Below are 16,039 nucleotides of genomic sequence, written 5' to 3'. Positions count from 1 at the left end.
CGCCGTCCGGGGTGCTATTGGACATGCGTGGTCCTGGGGTAATAGAAAATGTCATACACCCCGGCCTCTCCCTCTAACCCCTGAGCGTCATACGCCGACAGGCGAACATGGTAGAAAAACGCTTTCAACCCGCTGAACTTTACCTCTGGCGTGCTGGAAAACTGCTCTTGCTTGATGTCCAGAAAGGCTGCATCGGTGGCAACTTGCGCCCGATAACCCGTGGCCCCTTCAATGGGCTTCATGATCAACTGCCAGACAGGCACATTATCCGTTTGGCCGGACTGCCCCAACAAACGCGGGGCGGGTAACAAGTCGATTGACGTCAACGTGCCTTGTTTCTGAATACGCACCCCCTGACGGGCCATGACCTGGACCTCGTCAGCTTCAGCGCCCTCAGGGCGTTTGGCGTTGAGGTGCAGCGTGATGTGGGAGCTGGAAGGTAGCACCACTCGCGAGCCATCACCCAGGGACAGGCTGACAAACGCCGAGGGTGAGGTCTTGACGCCTTCCTGCTCGTCGATCGACATACCTTCCTGCAGTGGCGTCTGCTTGCCTTTGACGTCCAGCTTCCAGGCTTCGCCGGTCAGATGCTCGACAGTCGCGGGCAGCGGTTGACCACGGCATTGCTGGTTTTCATCGATACAAGGCAGAGGTTTTGCCGAAGCGGCAGGCGCCGATGCAATCTGGGTGAGCAATCCCATCAGGCCGGCAACCAGTAAAAAACAGACACCAGAACGGCGTGGGAGCAATAAGGTCATGGGATTCATGGATTGGCTTTTTATGCTCTTTTGGAAATCATGCCGGGTAAACGCGCGCGCTTGACGCACGATACCTGACCGGACGCTCTGGCAGATAGCCATAGGCGCAACGGACATGAGATGACACATCCCTGTGTCGGCGCCGAGCAGGCACTCCGTGTATTTCCCCCTGAACTGCAGACCGTCGAAAACCGGCGATCGACGGTCCTGCCAGGTTGGCGTTGACGCTCCCTGCGTCGGGGCACATCCCAATGCCCCTGTGCCGCTCAGCGAGATCGAATCTACCGGCTAGGGAGCCTTGCGAGGTAATTCTCAATATTTGTTCAGAATTGGCCGAGGGCTAAAACCAACGTTGTTGTGCTGAGTAAATGTCAGCGCGGCGAAGCGAAATCAGCGTAGCCGTCCTTGGGAAATTCGCAGCAATTCACCACAATTGTTCAGATTCAATCAATCAGCCTAAACTCCCGTGGGAATTTTCTTAAACTTTGCACTTACGAGATGAAGGAAACACTCGGCATGCGTGTCGCAATACTGGATGACGAACCCGCTGAACTCCGCCGGGTAGAACAGACACTGCGACAGATCCCCGCAACGGGAGAGCAGGCGTGGACGTTGCACAGCTTCGAGCGGGGAGAGGACTTGCTACGGCAACTTCGGCGGGAAACCTTCGACCTGCTGATCCTCGACTGGCAACTGCCCGATATCAGCGGCCTGTCGTTGTTGCGCTGGACCCGTGAACACATGGACGCACCACCGGCCGCGATCATGCTCACCAGTCGCGATACCGAAAGCGATATCGTCCAGGCCTTGAACGCCGGGGCCGACGATTACGTGAGCAAACCGTTTCGCCCCAACGAGCTGATGGCTCGGGTCAGCGCGGTGCTTCGTCGGCATGGACTGCAACGCACGGCAGCCACCGAAATACTGACATTCAATGACCTAGAATTCGACGATGCCGAATTAACCGTCACCCGCGCCTCCACCCCTATCAGCCTGACCGAACGGGAATACCGTCTTGCCCGCTGCCTGTTCGCCAATCTGGGCCGACCATTGTCCCGTGAGTATTTGTATGAACGCTTTTGGACCCATGAAGAAATAGTGTCCTCTCGCCCGTTAGATACTCATATTTATCGCCTGCGCAACAAGCTGGGCCTGACGGCTGATCGCGGTTGGCAACTGCTGACGATTTACGGGTATGGGTATCGGCTGGAGAACGTAGTGACTGCTAGCGAATGACGACGTTTCGACGATCAATAAAAAAGGCCAACGCTGAGCGTTGGCCTTTTTTGTTTTAGCGGTTCTGCCGGTGTAGGTTCACAAAATAGATGATTCTGGAGGCCCAGCAAACGCTGGGAGAAAATCATTTTTTCTGTGAGTGTGAAGCGCGAAAATCACAGAAAAGATGAGAAAAGCCTACTGGACTCACAAGATAGATGCTCTCTCGGTCCGACAGGATTGTCGTGTTGATGCTGACCCCGGATTGACCCAATTGCCGACGCAAGACTGCCCCCTCTCCAAAACTGCAACAATCGAGCACAGACAATGATTCACGAGGAGTCAGACTGGGTCAGTGAAATCTCGGCAACTGGGTCAACTCGGCATCGGCGCCAACAATCCAAGGCTTTTGCCGTTGCAGATCCATTGGGCACCAGATCGCGCTGGGCCAACATCCAGTCATGTAGCGTTTTGATTATCGGCGCTGCCTTTTCCTGGCGTATTCGCCACGTGCAGATCGAAAAACTTGCGGCGGGCGTGAGCCATGCAGCCGATTTCGGTCATGCCTTGCTCGAACCCGGCTTTGTAGCCAGCAAAGTCGTCGCACACCAACTTGCCGTTCCAGGAGCCGAGGAAGTCACGCGCATGCTCGCCAGCCCGGCGCGGCCAAAGATTTTCTCCTGCCGGTACAGCGGCAAGTGGTCAGCGAACTTCGCCACCTGTAGGCGCTGATGTGGAATTTCCCCACCTGCTGGGGCAAGACTGCCCCAACTTAAATAAGTAAATACCCAGCACAGAGGGCCATAGCCTTGAAGGCTACCTAGGTCAACGATTTCTCGGCAACTGGGTCAACTCCTCATCAGCGCCAATAGATCAGGTTCCCTCAGAGCGCAAATCGTATCCGGGATTCACGGCGTTGTGCCGGAGGTAACGCTTCTCCCCGTCTCACGGCGGCCAGTAGCTGATCGACCCCGATATGCACGGCATCGGCTTGCACGTTGGACGGCTTGAAATTCGCTACATTATCGAGACCTTGCCGGTGCGCCTGAATGATCTTCACGTCCTGACGAATAACGATACGGGTGTACAGATGAATGAACGGACGCAACAGGCGTAGTACCCAGCGGGGTAACCGGAAGCGGTAGGCGATGTAGGTATAGACGCGCGACTGTCGTGAATCCATGGGTGTGATCTGGCTGATGATGAAGAACGCCGAACAGTCGCCCCAGCGGTAGTCGCAGCGCGTGACGTTGGGCGCGAAAAAACGATCCGTGTGCACCAATGGCTCGCCGTCGGGATTACTGAGCCAGTTCAGGAAACCGATCTTGTCGCCGTCATCGTGATAGGTCACTTCAATGCTCTGCGCTTTACACGCGAGCGTGGCCTCCATTGTTCGCCCAGTGCTGGATCTGAAGATGCCTTCGTGCACAAACACAGTGTGCGGTACGTCCATGAAGTTCTGCACGAGGCTGCCGACATCGGCCTCGAACGTGTTGATCATGAAATAGGACTGCCAGGGTTTTTCGCCGTAGACCGGTAGCTTGAACACAGGTTTTTTCTGCGGGTTGCCCGTGCCGGTGTAGACCCAGACCAGTCCGTCCTGTTCTTGCACCGCAAAGTGACGCTGGCGGTATCGATACGCGGGCGAAGTCGAGGAACACGGCAGATCGCCGACGCTGGGGATATGCATCACTTGCCCCTGAGCGTCGTAGCGCCAGCCGTGGTAAGGGCACACCAGGCAATCGTCGGCAATCTTGCCCGCCGATAAGCGCGTTCCGCGGTGCACGCACTGGTCGAGCAACGCCGCTGCCCGGCCGTCACGCTGGCGAAAAAGCACCAGGTTCAGGCCCAGAATCTTCGCCCGGTAAGGTTTGTTTTTGCGCAGTTCTTTCTGTGCACACGCCACATACCATTGTTCGAGGGTGCCATCGTCCGGCGTCTCAAGAAGATTGTTCAAAGGTGCCGACATGAGCTTTCCGTAAGAGCGAGAAGGGCTTCGGCTGTCTCCAGCCGATTGATAAGTGAACGCGGCTTGAAGTCGCCCGCACGGATGCCGCTCAACTCCGCCGCCTGCTGCAATACATGCGCGAGCTGATCAGCACCGCCGTCGAGCAGGCGCACCTGCACAGGTCCCAGTTGCCCGAGTCGGCGTGCCTGGCAGTAATGAAAGGCGTCGGACAGTGCCGCCTCGATCGTCAGCACCAAGGCACTGGCATCAAGGTGGCGGGATGTCGCAACCAGCGCCGTGTAATGCGGTGGCGACGCGTAGGCATTGGGGATCAGGCAGGCGGCGCCTTTTGTGGCCAGGCATCGGTCGAACAGGTTCTGCACGATTTGCTCATCGAGTTTTTCTCCGACCAGATCACTGGTTCCCGTGGCACGTCCCACGAACTCGACCCGTGGCGTGGCCCCCGACATGCCGACGACGCGGACCCGATCGCCCAATGCATAGCGGTACAAGCCGCCACCGGTGGTCAGCAGGACCTGCGCCGTTTCCCCCAGGCGTAACGAATGAGCATGGCGCAGGGCGCCGTCTTCGCAGAGAAATTCCAGATAATGGCTGCCGATCGCCAACGGGCATCCAGGCCCGTCGCCGAATGGAATGCTCACGACGCCTTCGGTGGCAAAAAGACTTTTCGGGAGCCACTGCGTTTGCGGAAAACGCACGGCCAGTTGCGTGAAGTAGTGGCGGCTGGGGCCCTCCATCCAGCAACTGACGGCGGCCAGTCGTGGCCATAATTCGGTGCATACTCCTTGGGATCTCGCTCGGCGCAATGCTGACTGGCGCGACGCGGGAAGCGCGGCCTCCAGCCATGCAAACGTCTGCGCATGTTCGGGCGTTTCGCCGTCGAACAGTGGCTGCAACAGGCTGGTCAGGAAGGTCGGGCTCCACACACTGATAAAGCTCAGATCGGCATCGGCCAGCAAAGCGAGGAGGGTCTGTCGGCGCCATTGCGACAACGCACCGCTGAACTCGGGAATCAACAAAGTCCCTGCCAGACCGGCCAGATGACTGCCGTGCAAATACTCCAGATCACTGGCCGACCCGATGCAAATGCCATTGGGTCCCGCCACTGGCATTTGCAAGGGCGGCGACATCGACCAGTAGCTTGATCCGTGGCTGATTCCGGGCACCTGACGATGCATGTCGGCGAGCCACACGGTCAGCGCGCTGTGCATTTCTGCGAGGAAGGCGCGCGTATAGGGAATCGCTTTATGCAGCGCGCTGTTTCCGCTCGTACGCTCGAAGAACAGCGGCGGGGAGGAGGTCAGAATCGCTTCGGATTCATTTTGCGCGCGCTCGATCCAGGGCTGCAGTTGCATGTAAGTGTGGATCGGGACGTTGTCGCGAAACTGCGTCGAGTCACGCAGCCGAGCAAAGTGGTGGGCGCGGCCGAATGCGCAATCACGATTGGCTTCGAGCAGTCGCTGCAATGCCCGCTCTTGCGTCGATTGCGGTTGCTCAAGTTGCGCGTGCCATTGATCGAGCGTGGGCTTGGCGCGTTCCAGAAAGGTCTGCCATAGCGCGCGCTTGACATCCATGTGGGCGCTCATCAGAAGTAAGTCTTGTCCAGTTGCGTCAAGTCATCGGGTAACCGCTGGGGCGGCAGAAAAACCTGCAGCCAGCCATACCAGAGCGGCCGCGTTTCTTTCAGGTTGGAGGCTTCATGCATCTGCTGCCAATGCATGGCCGAGTGGCGATGATGGGTCAGGTTGTAGTTGAAGTTCAAAAACGCCCAGCGCACCAGACGCGGGGTCCGCATGTTATAGGCGCCCTCGACGACATCCAGCGGCGTGCGCATGTGGTACACCCACTGCAGCGACGACCAGGAAAATGCAAAAGCGAGGTAGGCGATGAGCACAACATGCCACGTCCATCCCAGCAAGAGTCCGATCGATAACCACGCGGCGACGCCGGCAATGACTTCCAGGCGGATGCGTTTGAAGTCGGCGCTGGAGAAATCCTTGAAGGCCGCGGCATAAGTGTTGACCTCTGCGGTTTGCGACCACTTGTCCGTGATGCGGGCCGGCAGCACCGGCAATAAAAGGCTGCCGACAAACGCCGCCAGCCAGATACCGCCGAGCACCGCAAAATAGTACTCGATACGCTTGCGCCACAGCGACTCATCCGCGACCGCGAAGTCGGCTAGCTCTGCGCGTGTGCGATTGCGCACATGATGCCCCAGATGGTTGATATGGATCAGCGTGGCCGAGGCGCCAAAAAGGGTAGAAGCCCACCACATGACGAAGTAGTTGAGTGATTTGCGACTGTGCGCCAAGCCATGAAAGGACTCGTGCATCATCGAGAAGACACCTTGCATGACCAGGCAGAACGGAACGAGCACCAGCCATTTGAGCCAACCTGCTTCTGTGTGGGAAAGCCACGTCAGGGTCGTGCCCCAAAACAGCGTCTGCAGCGCCAGAACACACAGATTGCCCACGTCGAAACGACGCGTTTGCGAAATGTCACTGGAACTGCGCATATGGGCTCCTTGAGAAAGGTCGAGTCAAAAAAGTATACCGCCCTGACCACTTCGCCAACGATCAAATGCTGAGGCGTCGGGGCAACGAGGAACCGCAGAAAACGTTATGTCGTATCTAAAACGCCTTTTAACCAGACGCTCGGCGGCAATATCCGGTGGCGCCCACATCCCCCGGCGCAACCTGCGTTTCGCACTCGATGAGCAGATTCCTCGCTATTGGTATCGTGGCTGGCCGCACGTGACGCGCTTTTTCGATGGCCTGTCGATCATGTTTCCACTCGGCGAAAAACTCTTCATCGACAGTGTCGTGCACTTTCGAAAAGCGATCGAAAATGACCCGGCGCTGGCCGAAGCCGTTGACGCGTTCGTTTATCAGGAAGCGTCGCATATTCGCGAGCATCGTTCGTATAACCAGCTACTCGCGGCACAAGGCGCACCTATCGATGCCCTCGAACAACTGCTCTTGCGCCGTCAGGAGGTGGGCAACAAATTTTCACCGGCGATGCGTCTGGCCATGACGGCCAGCCTGGAGCATTTCACCGCGATTCTCTCCGATCAACTCCTGCGCAATCCCGCGGTCCTCAAAGGTGCCGATGGAAAGATGGCCATGCTATGGCGCTGGCATGCGATCGAAGAAACCGAACACAAGGCCGTCGCCTACGATGTGCTGGGCGTGGTGGTTAGCAATCCGCTCTGGCGATACCTGATGCGATGCGGGGTCATGCTGATCATGACCGGCTACTTTGCAGTCGATGTCATGTACTTCATTTATCGACTTTCCGGTAATGACGGGCAACGCCGCAACGGGCGCGAGTGGCTGCGTTTGCTCGGCTGGTTATTCGTAAGTCCCGGTCCGCTGACCCGTGTGTTTCCGAGATGGCTGGCCTGGTTCATTCCGGGGTTTCATCCCAACCACCTCGACACCCGTGAAGCGCTGGAAGCGGCGCGGCAAACGCTGGACGAAAATGCTGGGCGCACACTATGAAGCGACTTTCGGCGACAACACAAGCCTGGACGCCGAAGGGGTTTGACGACTGGCCACTGCATTTTCCGGCAACCGAATTCGCAGCGCCCGAGGCACGGCTGAACTGGACGGAACAATTTATCGCGTCCTGGCACAAGCCCATGCCCAGCCTTCCCCCAGGCACGTTGGTGGTACTGGTTGCGGGACTGTTTTCCGAATGGTTGCCCGGCTGTTTTCAGGATTGTGCGCGGACGTTGCGGCGCCTGGGCTATCCGGTTCTGCGCATGCCTGTGCGTTCATCTCGGGGCGTCATGACGCAGGGGCGGCATATCAGTAAGGTGCTGATGGCCGAACTCAGGCAAGGGCAACGATTTGTCGTATTGGCGCACAGCAAGGGTGGTCTCGACGCGCTCGCGGCATTGGCACAGAACAAGGCATTGAGCGAGGCATGTGATGGCGTGGCGCTGGTGCAACCGCCGACAGGTCCGTCGACGGTCATGGATGACGTGTTGGCTGGTAGCGCAGGGCAGTCGAGCATCAACTACCCGTTCGATCGCGTTCGCCGCGTGCTGGCGAAAACCCCTTGGGTGGCCGATGGCGCGCGGGATATCAGCAGTCTGCGCGACCCGCGCATTACCCACCTGCTCAAACACCTGCCCGCCGCCGTGCAGTGCGTGCACGTCGTCAGTTGGAGCGCTGCCCCCAGTTCGCGCCTCGATACCCATCATGCCCGCCTCAATGCCCGGCGACCCGGTTGGGCTCATGACGGGCAGTTTTACCTCGATCATCAACGCATCGAGGGTATGCCGCAGATCTGTCTGCCCCGGCTCGATCATGGTCAACCGGTGCTGGGCGGCGGTGGCTTTGACGCCACACGCTTCTGGCTGACGCTATTGGCTGTCGTGCACGGACGCGCTCAGACGAGATAGATTTCAAAGCCCGGGATGCACTCGGCGTCTTGCGCCGTCAACGCTGCGGCACTCCCCACACAGGGTGCCGTGTACAGGTCCATTGGAATGGACACGACGCGATAGCGCGTCATGGCCATCCAGAGCGGGTCATGGTCATACAGACACAATTGCATCAACGCGTACTGACCGCGAACGCGCATCCACGCCGCATCCAGCAGTGCTGCAAAGACCTGCGGGTCGCGCTGTCGTACGTGCAAGTGGGTCAAGTAAACGTCGCGCAATGCCTCGCCGGGCGCGGCAATGGCAGGGCGCCCCAACAGCGGCGCACAGGTATTGAACGCGAGGCGAAGGGCCTGGTGCGCCAAGGGCATTGTTTCAAGCACCACCCGTTTGATCCGCCCGGCATCCCAAGGCGCGACACAGCCCAGCAGATTGTCTTGGGCGTCCAGTGCCAGCAGAAATGACGAGAGGCCGAAGTCCGGCCAGGTGTCCAGGCGCCGTGCAAACTGCGCTTCACTGAAAACGCTGCCGAAGGGCTGACCTGCCGATTCGCGGTCGAGAAATGCGCGCAGCGCATCAGCGTGGCACGGCTGCGCTTGTACGATACGCACGTTGTCCAGCGTTCGCGGAGTGCTTCGCCACCCACGCTGGGCATACACGGCTACGTTGCTGTAGCCCCGCCAGTGCGCAAGCTTGAGCAGATTGGCGCGCCGTCCGCCCAGCAGCGACTGCGTGGCGAGACGGTTGTCGCGGATGACACAGCAATAGGCGTGCTGGACACCCGTTTCATCGGCCAGTGCTTCGAGCCGGACTTTGACCTCGGCCATCCACGACACCGACAGACGCCTATCAGGCACCAGCCGCAGATCCCCCAGATAGGCCACGGGCTGAATGTCACCCTGAAGATAACCCTCGCGCACCACCAGGCTGGCAATGCCCTTCAGATCACCGACCTCGTTCTCGGCGAGCCAGGTGCGATGGTCCAAGGCATGACAATGGTGCAGCGCAAAATAGTCAGGTCCTCGATCAAAACGCATTGGCAAGCCGCCCTGCATGGCCCGCAGTGCCTGAAAGTCGAGCAGTTGCCGATTGTCTGCAGCGCTGGCTCGGCGGATCAGCATGGTTGCGCCGCGGCAAACAGACGCAGCGCCATCGGCCGCAGGTTGTCAGGGTGCAATTCACACAGACAGACCAGCTCATCGCCCGACGCGTAATGAGGATTCATCTGCAGAAAATAGGCGACGTTTTCCAGGCGCAGGTGAGGGGCAGGGACTTGTGCCAGTTCCGTCGTCAACCGACCTTGAGGCACGTTGAAAGACAGCACGCCCGTTGCCGGATCATAGGCCTCGCCGAAACGTTCCACTGCAAGATAATCCGCCAACGCCTGCACCGCAGGATCCGTCACCACGCCGGCGCGGGGGGCGTAATTCAACGCCATGGCGCCCAGATAACGGTAGGTGCGGTGACCCTTGCAGATCAGAAACCAGTACAGAGGCACGTCCGGCTGCTCCTGCCAGATCTCACCGGCCAAGCGCATCCACGCGAATGCCAGTTGCTGGCTGCCCCAGTGTTCGCGGTCAATGATGGTGTCGCCGGAAAAAATCACCCTGATCGGTTGGCCTGACCAGGTGCGCTCATACCGTTTGAGGGTGGTGAAACCGACGATGGTCTCATCTGCGCAACGCAATACGATGCAGTGCGTCTTGTCCTGGAAATCCTGATCGAATCGCGGACGGGAGGTATCGCAGTAGGATGCGGAATAAATCTCGAACATCCGATCGATTTCATGTGGATGCAGATCGCGGCATTCAACGGACGTAGCGCTCAAACGCATGGAGATCCTCGGCATCGCAAGCAAGACGTTTGGAGTTTGGCGAGTTGAAAGGGTCAATGCAACGTAGACTTCCTTTCGTCGCTGCCATTTTCTGACGGTGCAAACCTTGAATAACCGAGCAGAAATCGCCGTTCATGGCGGTATGGAAAATTGAGTTTGTTCTGACCCATCAGGCGCCTTATTCATGTCATCCACGTTTGTCAGTCACCACCTTGATACCTCGATCGTGACGCGGCCCTTCAGTTGGCTGGTGATCTACACCGTCGTGACGGGCGCACTGTACTTTCTCGTCACACACTTCCCGATGGGCGCGGTCCGGGTGATTCAACCGACGGGGTTTGATGCGCACATTGCTCGACTGCCTTACACCTTGCCGCTGTACCTGAGCTATGTATTGATCATGCCGGCGCTGGTGCTGCTGGGGCGGCGCCGCGAATGGCTGTTGCCGGCCTTTTTTGCGGCGGCCGTGGCTTCCGGAACCTGCCTGCTGAGCCACTTGTTCTGGCCGACTATAATCGAGCGTGCGGACAGCACGTCGCAGTGGCTCAACTGGTTTTACCGGATCGACTCACCGTTGGCCGCCTCGCCCAGCGGGCATATCGCATTGCCGGTGGCCATCAGCGTTGTCCTCGGTTATCTGCGCGTCCGTGCGGCATGGCTCTTCAGTCTGTGGAGCGTGGTGCTGGGGATTACCGTGTTGACGACTGGTCAGCACGTGTTGCTCGACGTGGTGTATGGCGCTGCGATTGGCGGGGTAGCGGGCCTGATCACCGTCATGTTGAAGCGGCTGAAGGTGGATCTGCGCACCATGGCAGCGATCCTGCTGGAATGGCTGTGCATCGTCGTGACGTTGCGCATCGCGCTGTACGTGGGGGACTGGCGACTGTATGGCGTGGCCTTCGTGGTGATTGCCGCGCGCCAACATGCGCTGTTCATTCTGTACCACGACGCGACGCACTATCACTTGACTCGTCATCGCACGCTCAACGACTTTCTGATCAACCTGGCGATCGGGGTGCCAGGAATGGTTCCCGTGGAATTCTATCGGCCCCTGCACCTCGAACATCATCAACAGACCGGAACCGCGAACGACCCGGAGCGGCGTTTTCTGTATCACCGGCAGCCTTGGGATTTCCGCCCGCTGAGCGGGAAGTTGTTGCTGCGGCAATTGCTCGGGGATCTTTTCTTGATCAACACGCTGCGCAACTTGCGCGCCTATAAGGCGGCGGGCGGAGCATCACCGAAGATGACCCGGCCGGCATTGGCTGCCGGTGTGATCTGGCTGGTCCTTTTATCTTTCATTGCTTGGAAAACATCCGTCCAGACGCTCTTGCTGATGGTGTTTTTCTGGTTTGTGCCACTGGCCACGCTGGGCACCCTTCTGCAGAAAATCCGCAGCATTGCCGAGCACAGTGGCGGACCTGACGTCACCCCCGGTTGGCGGGAATGGACATATGCCTGGAAAGTCGGGTGCGCAGGGCGGTTTTTCATTTGGCCTTATCACATCAATCTGCACCTGCATCATCACCGCAGTGCCAACCATCCCTGGCATGTTCTCCCGCGTCTGGTGACGGCGGATGACGCGTTGCTGGACTCACGGACGCTGCCCTCGCTGCTCTGGTCGGGGATGAACAAGAACCGTTGATCCAGCCTGCTTCCCGGGCAGCACCGCTGGAGCAAAGAACGCCCCACGTTTTTAACTTGCAGCTTCACCCTTGGGATTGCTGGCAATCAGGCTGGCGCCGCATGCGGTTTTCATCCCGTGAAGCGCCACCGCGATGCCGCCGACATCCAGCAGGGCGCTGCCCTGCGTAATAGGGAAAACCCCTTTGCACAGCGGGCAAACCACCTTATGGCCAACACCGGACATGGGTTTGCCGTTCAGGTCAGTCTGGTTGAAAGCTTCAAGAACGGTGCCACCGTGACTGGTGGAGTCGCCGAGCCGAATGATGTCCATGTCAGCAGGCCTCTTAGAGATCGTCCATCCAGTTGGTTTTCGGTTTCTGGTCAGCGAGGAATTCTTCCAGCGTGTGATCCTGCTCGATGACCGGCATTTTTGGCGCCGAATGCGCTGAAGGCACGGCTGGCGGTTCCTCGGTACTGGCGGTTTGAGGCATCAGGTTGACGCCGAAATGATCATTGCCTGAAGGCTTCTTGCCGGGCGTTGGCGAGGTCACGGCAATGATCGTTGCCTGCTCCGGGCGGCGCATCGGAATGACCACGCTGGTGTCCGCGTTCAGGTAACTGGCCATCGTTGCCAGGGTGAGACCGACGAACGGAGACGCCGAGCCAGTGTCGCCCAAGCGCTGGGTCAAATCGTAGCTCTCGCGCGAATCGAGCAGGTCTAGCGGACTGTGCGCGGCGGTGAGCGCCGGCAGCAGTTCAGCCAGAGGTGTGGTGTTCAAGCCACCATCAAAGAACACTCGAGACGGTTTTTGAGGGAGCCCGTCAGTAGCGCTTTTCCAGCCTGCGGCCAGTTTGACGGTCAAGGCTTCGCGCTTGAGGCGTTCTCCGTTGTCTGGCCGTAGCAGCGACACGGTGACTGGTCGATGCAGTTTGGCCAACACTGGCAGCGCGTCCCATTGCTCGAAAGCGCGTTGAGTCCATGGTTGAGGAATGAACTCCGACGGTTGGAACTCCACCGTTGGTTTACGTGCGCCCCAACCGGAGAATTCCGGGTCGATCTTGTTATCGTTCACCTTCGCGAACTGGGCGTAATAACGCAGCCATTCGACGCGCTCGGGACGGCCGACGACCAAGGCGACCATTGAGTCGGTGAGTTCGCCGGGTTGTCGTGGCCCGGTGCCGAGACCGATGGGTTTATTACCTTTCGTGCTCAACGCCAAGGCCATGTTGAAGCCTTCATTGGCGTAGACCAGCAGTGCCGGCAGATCGGGATTGTGCTCGAAGGTCTGGAACAACGTCTCCAGTAAATCTTCGGGGGTATCACTGCAGACAATCCCGTCCTGCACATTACGAATGCGATGCCAGTGCAACCCGGCGGGGCCGCGCAGGTCATTGACCATCACCGACAGGCTTTTCTGGGTTCTTTCAGGCGTAAAGCGCAGATTCGGTGTATCGGGTTTCCAGCCACGAACCACGGTCACGGTCGGAATGGGCCATTTCTCCAGGAAATCGCGCAAGCCCAACTCCAAGGCATCTGCCTCCCTCTTCTCAGAGGCGGCATCCTTGTCATCGGCGGTTACCGGGTACTTCTTCGGGTCCATGGGCAGGATGCTGCCGACGTGCAGGGCTTCGGATTGTTTGGCATTTTGTTCTTGCAGGGCTTGCCAGGCCTGGCCTTGGCGGTAAACGTCAAGGCTCATTCCGATGCTGAGCACATCGAGTGTTTCCAGGCGAGGCGAAGTGGCAGGGGCGCGGTAACGAGTATCAGCAGGCATGGCGGCGGCCTCCTTGGCCGAAGTATAGGAAGCCACGGGCGAAGCCGGGCTGGCAAAGCAACGGCTAGCCGTCAATAAATGTTCAGCCGATTGAGCCAGATGACTGGTCAGCAGAAGGCTGGTGAAAGACAGGTACGTAAATAGCTCGCGCATCAAGGGACACCACCAAAACGAATGGGCTCGCCATTCTTTAGTTCAGTCCGGGTCTGCGTGGCCACCAATGCGGGCATTTGATCCTTCACAGCGTCAGGCAGCTTGCCACTCTTTCGATAGATCGCCGTGGCGTCGATCATCGGTTTGTTTTCATCCTGAAGATAAAGCGCCTCCACATCATCATCCGGTCCGTCACTCTGTAATTCCGCGTCAGCCTGGGCCCTGCCTTTGGCGCGGGTGCTCCCACAATCCAGCCGCCAATCCGCAACACGACACAGATACGCATAAAAGGTCGCATCATCAACGCTCTCACCCGCACCAATCGCCACGTCATAGGCCAGCACTTGTCGGCTGTGTTCAGGGTTGTTGGGAATGGATGAGTGGAAAGACAGAGCTTCCGAGTATTTCTCGCCTTGCAGACGTATGCGCGCGTCGTAAGGTGTTTCCCCGCGAGTGATGAGGACCTTGCCGTTACCTTGAGCCCGAGCGACAAACACATGGGCGCATTCCGAGGCTTCCTTGCCCTCGTTGCGGGCCTTTTCGACGCTTTGGATGTCTTGTCCATATTTGAAAGCCAGGGCTTCGTCCAGGGTCTCCTGCTGGGCGTAGCGTGGGTTTTTCGGCTCCCAGCCGCCATTGGCCACGCCGATCGAGGCATCGACAGGGTCCAGTTTGTCCTTCATCTGGTACACCCCGCTTTTGGAGCCTTCTCCCGGGGCTGTGATAACGCCGTCGTTGGCAAAGTTCACGTCGCCCGGCACTGGCAATTGAGGCGCGGTCAAGACCACGCTGGCGCCCTTGTCCAGGCTGCCGACGGGTATTCGGTCCATGAAGCCCAGGCCGGTGTCTTCCCAGGGTTGCTCGCTGTCCTGGCGCAACAGGTAGACGTAGGGAGGAACGTGTTTGCCGACGGGTTCTTTCTCGCCGTTGCGCTTGCGCACGGTAAATACGCGTTGGTGGAAACGTTGTGGAAGGATCTTGCGCGCAGGCTGGCCATCGACCTCTTCGCCGATCCCCTGCCAGCCGATACCCTGGACGTTCTTGAGGCCAACCGTCTGATCCTGAGGGGTGAAGTAGAGAAAGGTGCAGCCGCGGTTGTCGCGCTCGTTGAAGGTGATCTTTTCTCCGCGGATCGTGGTTTGACACGCGGCCGTGCCCGTCCAGCCAGGCCCGCCAATCGCTCCGTAACCCTGCTTGTTTTTCAGGGCGACGCCCGACAGGGCCGGCACCGGATTAGGGCTGCCCGCGATGAATTGCAAGATCCCGTTGAGCGTGGCGATGCGCGCGCCGGTCGTTTGCTGACCGCCCAATTTCTGGACTTTATCCATATTGGGCTGAAACAGGCTGTAGGGTGAGTTGAGCATGACCACGCCATCGGCGGGTTTGGCACCGTCTTCTTTGAGGAATGCATGGGCCAGCAGCGTGAGCAGCGTGCCCTGACTGTGGCCAACCACATTGATCGTATCGTTCGGATGACGTTTGTGAATGATCTTGATCAACATGGCCAGGCGCATGGCAGCCAGCACCATGTAGCGCCGACCGGCGGCTGAAAACAACGGGTGGGTCATGGTGCCGCCGATTTTGTTCAGCGAGATGAAGCCGAGCAGCATGCCGTTGAAACCGTTGCCCCACATATCCGGCAGGTTGGTGGTGGCGTTGGCGAACTGGCCGCCTTCCTTGGTGCCGGCCTTGTCCAGGCGGTTGCCGTCTCGGTCCAGCCACTGACCGTGCGCTTCGGTTTTCTGAATGAACGCCTCTTCCTCGCGAAACCCCCAATAGAACGGCACCACCACGCTGCGTGGTTGGCAGCCGTTGCTGGATGCTCCGGCCTTGCGGCGGAAGTACACGGCATCAGGATTCTTGGCTTCGCTGTCATCATCGGCGGGAGCGGTGTAGCTGGCCGGCAACAGGTATCCCGGGTTGTTCGCGCCGTTGGGGAAGGTACGTGGCATATCGAGGCGTTCGTTCAGCCCCTCGCACAGACCCTGCTCAATACGTGCGTAGCAACCCGCCAGGTCGTTGACGCCGTGCACGAGGATCGTCACACAGGGCTTCGGTGGCGGCGGAATCAGGTGGATGTCGCCACCGCTGGGCATGGTGATCGATTGGCTGGAACAGATTTTTTTCGGCTGGGTAGCATCAGTCATCGCCCATTTCCTCCTTGAAAAATACCCCATTGGTCTCGACGCGTGGGGTCGAGCGCCTGGCCGGGTTGGCGGCTGCTCCCCGACGCAGGTGGGCCGGTGTCGTGACGAGCAGACGTAGTGAGTCTCTGACCTTCATTTTGTTCCCCTCAGATGATGACCCTTGCACGCGGCA

General features: G+C 58.9%; 14 protein-coding genes and 1 pseudogene. 4 read left to right on the top strand and 11 right to left on the bottom strand.

Annotated elements, in window-relative coordinates; genetic code table 11:
• Positions 1 to 14: 14 nt before the first annotated feature.
• Entirely contained in the window at positions 15 to 758 is a 744-nt protein-coding gene (locus LOY38_RS00125; RefSeq protein WP_408980552.1) for a hypothetical protein, read from the bottom strand.
• Positions 759 to 1,274: 516 nt separating this feature from the next.
• Here LOY38_RS00125 and LOY38_RS00120 point away from each other — a divergent pair.
• Positions 1,275 to 1,994 (top strand): response regulator transcription factor, encoded by a 720-nt coding sequence (locus LOY38_RS00120; protein ID WP_258698343.1) that lies wholly within the window; start codon positions 1,275 to 1,277, stop codon positions 1,992 to 1,994.
• Positions 1,995 to 2,371: 377 nt separating this feature from the next.
• Here LOY38_RS00120 and LOY38_RS00115 read toward each other — a convergent pair.
• From LOY38_RS00115 to LOY38_RS00100, 4 genes and pseudogenes are all read right to left on the bottom strand, one after another.
• Positions 2,372 to 2,639 (bottom strand): annotated as a pseudogene (locus LOY38_RS00115) (transposase); the annotation flags it as partial.
• 217 nt (positions 2,640 to 2,856) lie between these two features.
• Positions 2,857 to 3,942, bottom strand: a complete 1,086-nt coding sequence (locus LOY38_RS00110) for an aromatic ring-hydroxylating dioxygenase subunit alpha (RefSeq protein ID WP_258698342.1) — start codon at positions 3,940 to 3,942, stop codon at positions 2,857 to 2,859.
• Positions 3,927 to 5,528 carry a GH3 auxin-responsive promoter family protein gene (locus LOY38_RS00105; RefSeq protein WP_258698341.1) on the bottom strand — a complete coding sequence of 534 codons (1,602 nt, stop codon included), beginning with the start codon at positions 5,526 to 5,528 and terminating at the stop codon, positions 3,927 to 3,929. Before LOY38_RS00105 ends, LOY38_RS00110 begins: the two co-directional genes overlap by 16 nt.
• A complete protein-coding gene (locus tag LOY38_RS00100; protein WP_258698340.1) occupies positions 5,528 to 6,457 on the bottom strand; it encodes a fatty acid desaturase in 930 nt (309 codons plus the stop codon). Before LOY38_RS00100 ends, LOY38_RS00105 begins: the two co-directional genes overlap by 1 nt.
• 106 nt (positions 6,458 to 6,563) lie before the next feature.
• On the opposite strand from LOY38_RS00100, the gene LOY38_RS00095 reads away from it, so the two are divergent.
• Both LOY38_RS00095 and LOY38_RS00090 read left to right on the top strand, forming a co-directional pair.
• Positions 6,564 to 7,442, top strand: coding sequence for a metal-dependent hydrolase (locus tag LOY38_RS00095; protein ID WP_258698339.1), 879 nt, complete (start codon positions 6,564 to 6,566; stop codon positions 7,440 to 7,442).
• On the top strand, positions 7,439 to 8,350 hold the full coding sequence (locus tag LOY38_RS00090; protein WP_258698338.1) for a hypothetical protein: 912 nt from the start codon (positions 7,439 to 7,441) through the stop codon (positions 8,348 to 8,350). The genes LOY38_RS00095 and LOY38_RS00090 overlap by 4 nt, the downstream gene beginning before the upstream one ends.
• Here LOY38_RS00090 and LOY38_RS00085 read toward each other — a convergent pair.
• Positions 8,338 to 9,453 carry a hypothetical protein gene (locus LOY38_RS00085; RefSeq protein WP_258698337.1) on the bottom strand — a complete coding sequence of 372 codons (1,116 nt, stop codon included), beginning with the start codon at positions 9,451 to 9,453 and terminating at the stop codon, positions 8,338 to 8,340. The genes LOY38_RS00090 and LOY38_RS00085 overlap by 13 nt on opposite strands.
• On the bottom strand, positions 9,447 to 10,166 hold the full coding sequence (locus LOY38_RS00080) for a hypothetical protein (RefSeq protein ID WP_408980551.1): 720 nt from the start codon (positions 10,164 to 10,166) through the stop codon (positions 9,447 to 9,449). Before LOY38_RS00080 ends, LOY38_RS00085 begins: the two co-directional genes overlap by 7 nt.
• Positions 10,167 to 10,350: 184 nt before the next feature.
• Here LOY38_RS00080 and LOY38_RS00075 point away from each other — a divergent pair, with 184 nt between their 5' ends.
• Positions 10,351 to 11,811, top strand: coding sequence for a fatty acid desaturase (locus tag LOY38_RS00075; protein WP_258698336.1), 1,461 nt, complete (start codon positions 10,351 to 10,353; stop codon positions 11,809 to 11,811).
• A 51-nt stretch (positions 11,812 to 11,862) separates the two neighbouring features.
• Here LOY38_RS00075 and LOY38_RS00070 read toward each other — a convergent pair whose 3' ends face one another.
• Genes LOY38_RS00070 through LOY38_RS00055 form a run of 4 tightly spaced genes read right to left on the bottom strand, consistent with a single transcriptional unit; the run spans position 11,863 to position 16,003 of the window.
• A complete protein-coding gene (locus tag LOY38_RS00070; protein ID WP_054048120.1) occupies positions 11,863 to 12,123 on the bottom strand; it encodes a PAAR domain-containing protein in 261 nt (86 codons plus the stop codon).
• A gap of 13 nt (positions 12,124 to 12,136) precedes the next feature.
• Entirely contained in the window at positions 12,137 to 13,720 is a 1,584-nt protein-coding gene (locus tag LOY38_RS00065) for a DUF2875 family protein (RefSeq protein WP_309475865.1), read from the bottom strand.
• Positions 13,720 to 15,867, bottom strand: a complete 2,148-nt coding sequence (locus LOY38_RS00060) for a DUF3274 domain-containing protein (RefSeq protein ID WP_258698334.1) — start codon at positions 15,865 to 15,867, stop codon at positions 13,720 to 13,722. The genes LOY38_RS00065 and LOY38_RS00060 overlap by 1 nt, the downstream gene beginning before the upstream one ends.
• The gene (locus tag LOY38_RS00055) at positions 15,860 to 16,003 is read right to left on the bottom strand and encodes a hypothetical protein (RefSeq protein WP_258698333.1); all 144 of its coding nucleotides are present in this window, start codon (positions 16,001 to 16,003) and stop codon (positions 15,860 to 15,862) included. The genes LOY38_RS00060 and LOY38_RS00055 overlap by 8 nt, the downstream gene beginning before the upstream one ends.
• Positions 16,004 to 16,039 lie beyond the last annotated feature (36 nt).

This window comes from Pseudomonas sp. B21-015 (assembly GCF_024749285.1).
Taxonomy (GTDB): domain Bacteria; phylum Pseudomonadota; class Gammaproteobacteria; order Pseudomonadales; family Pseudomonadaceae; genus Aquipseudomonas.
Note: the sequence above shows the minus strand (reverse complement) of the source record. Positions and strands in the feature narration are given on the sequence as shown.

What these genes read in the sequence shown, in the direction of transcription:
- LOY38_RS00070 (WP_054048120.1), bottom strand. Translation starts at nt 12,123, where the DNA reads ATGGACATCATTCGGCTCGGCGACTCCACCAGTCACGGTGGCACCGTT.
- LOY38_RS00060 (WP_258698334.1), bottom strand. Translation starts at nt 15,867, where the DNA reads ATGACTGATGCTACCCAGCCGAAAAAAATCTGTTCCAGCCAATCGATC.
- LOY38_RS00065 (WP_309475865.1), bottom strand. Translation starts at nt 13,720, where the DNA reads ATGCGCGAGCTATTTACGTACCTGTCTTTCACCAGCCTTCTGCTGACC.
- LOY38_RS00095 (WP_258698339.1), top strand. Translation starts at nt 6,564, where the DNA reads ATGTCGTATCTAAAACGCCTTTTAACCAGACGCTCGGCGGCAATATCC.
- LOY38_RS00085 (WP_258698337.1), bottom strand. Translation starts at nt 9,453, where the DNA reads ATGCTGATCCGCCGAGCCAGCGCTGCAGACAATCGGCAACTGCTCGAC.
- LOY38_RS00080 (WP_408980551.1), bottom strand. Translation starts at nt 10,166, where the DNA reads ATGCGTTTGAGCGCTACGTCCGTTGAATGCCGCGATCTGCATCCACAT.
- LOY38_RS00090 (WP_258698338.1), top strand. Translation starts at nt 7,439, where the DNA reads ATGAAGCGACTTTCGGCGACAACACAAGCCTGGACGCCGAAGGGGTTT.
- LOY38_RS00105 (WP_258698341.1), bottom strand. Translation starts at nt 5,528, where the DNA reads ATGAGCGCCCACATGGATGTCAAGCGCGCGCTATGGCAGACCTTTCTG.
- LOY38_RS00075 (WP_258698336.1), top strand. Translation starts at nt 10,351, where the DNA reads ATGTCATCCACGTTTGTCAGTCACCACCTTGATACCTCGATCGTGACG.
- LOY38_RS00125 (WP_408980552.1), bottom strand. Translation starts at nt 758, where the DNA reads ATGACCTTATTGCTCCCACGCCGTTCTGGTGTCTGTTTTTTACTGGTT.
- LOY38_RS00100 (WP_258698340.1), bottom strand. Translation starts at nt 6,457, where the DNA reads ATGCGCAGTTCCAGTGACATTTCGCAAACGCGTCGTTTCGACGTGGGC.
- LOY38_RS00120 (WP_258698343.1), top strand. Translation starts at nt 1,275, where the DNA reads ATGCGTGTCGCAATACTGGATGACGAACCCGCTGAACTCCGCCGGGTA.
- LOY38_RS00110 (WP_258698342.1), bottom strand. Translation starts at nt 3,942, where the DNA reads ATGTCGGCACCTTTGAACAATCTTCTTGAGACGCCGGACGATGGCACC.
- LOY38_RS00055 (WP_258698333.1), bottom strand. Translation starts at nt 16,003, where the DNA reads ATGAAGGTCAGAGACTCACTACGTCTGCTCGTCACGACACCGGCCCAC.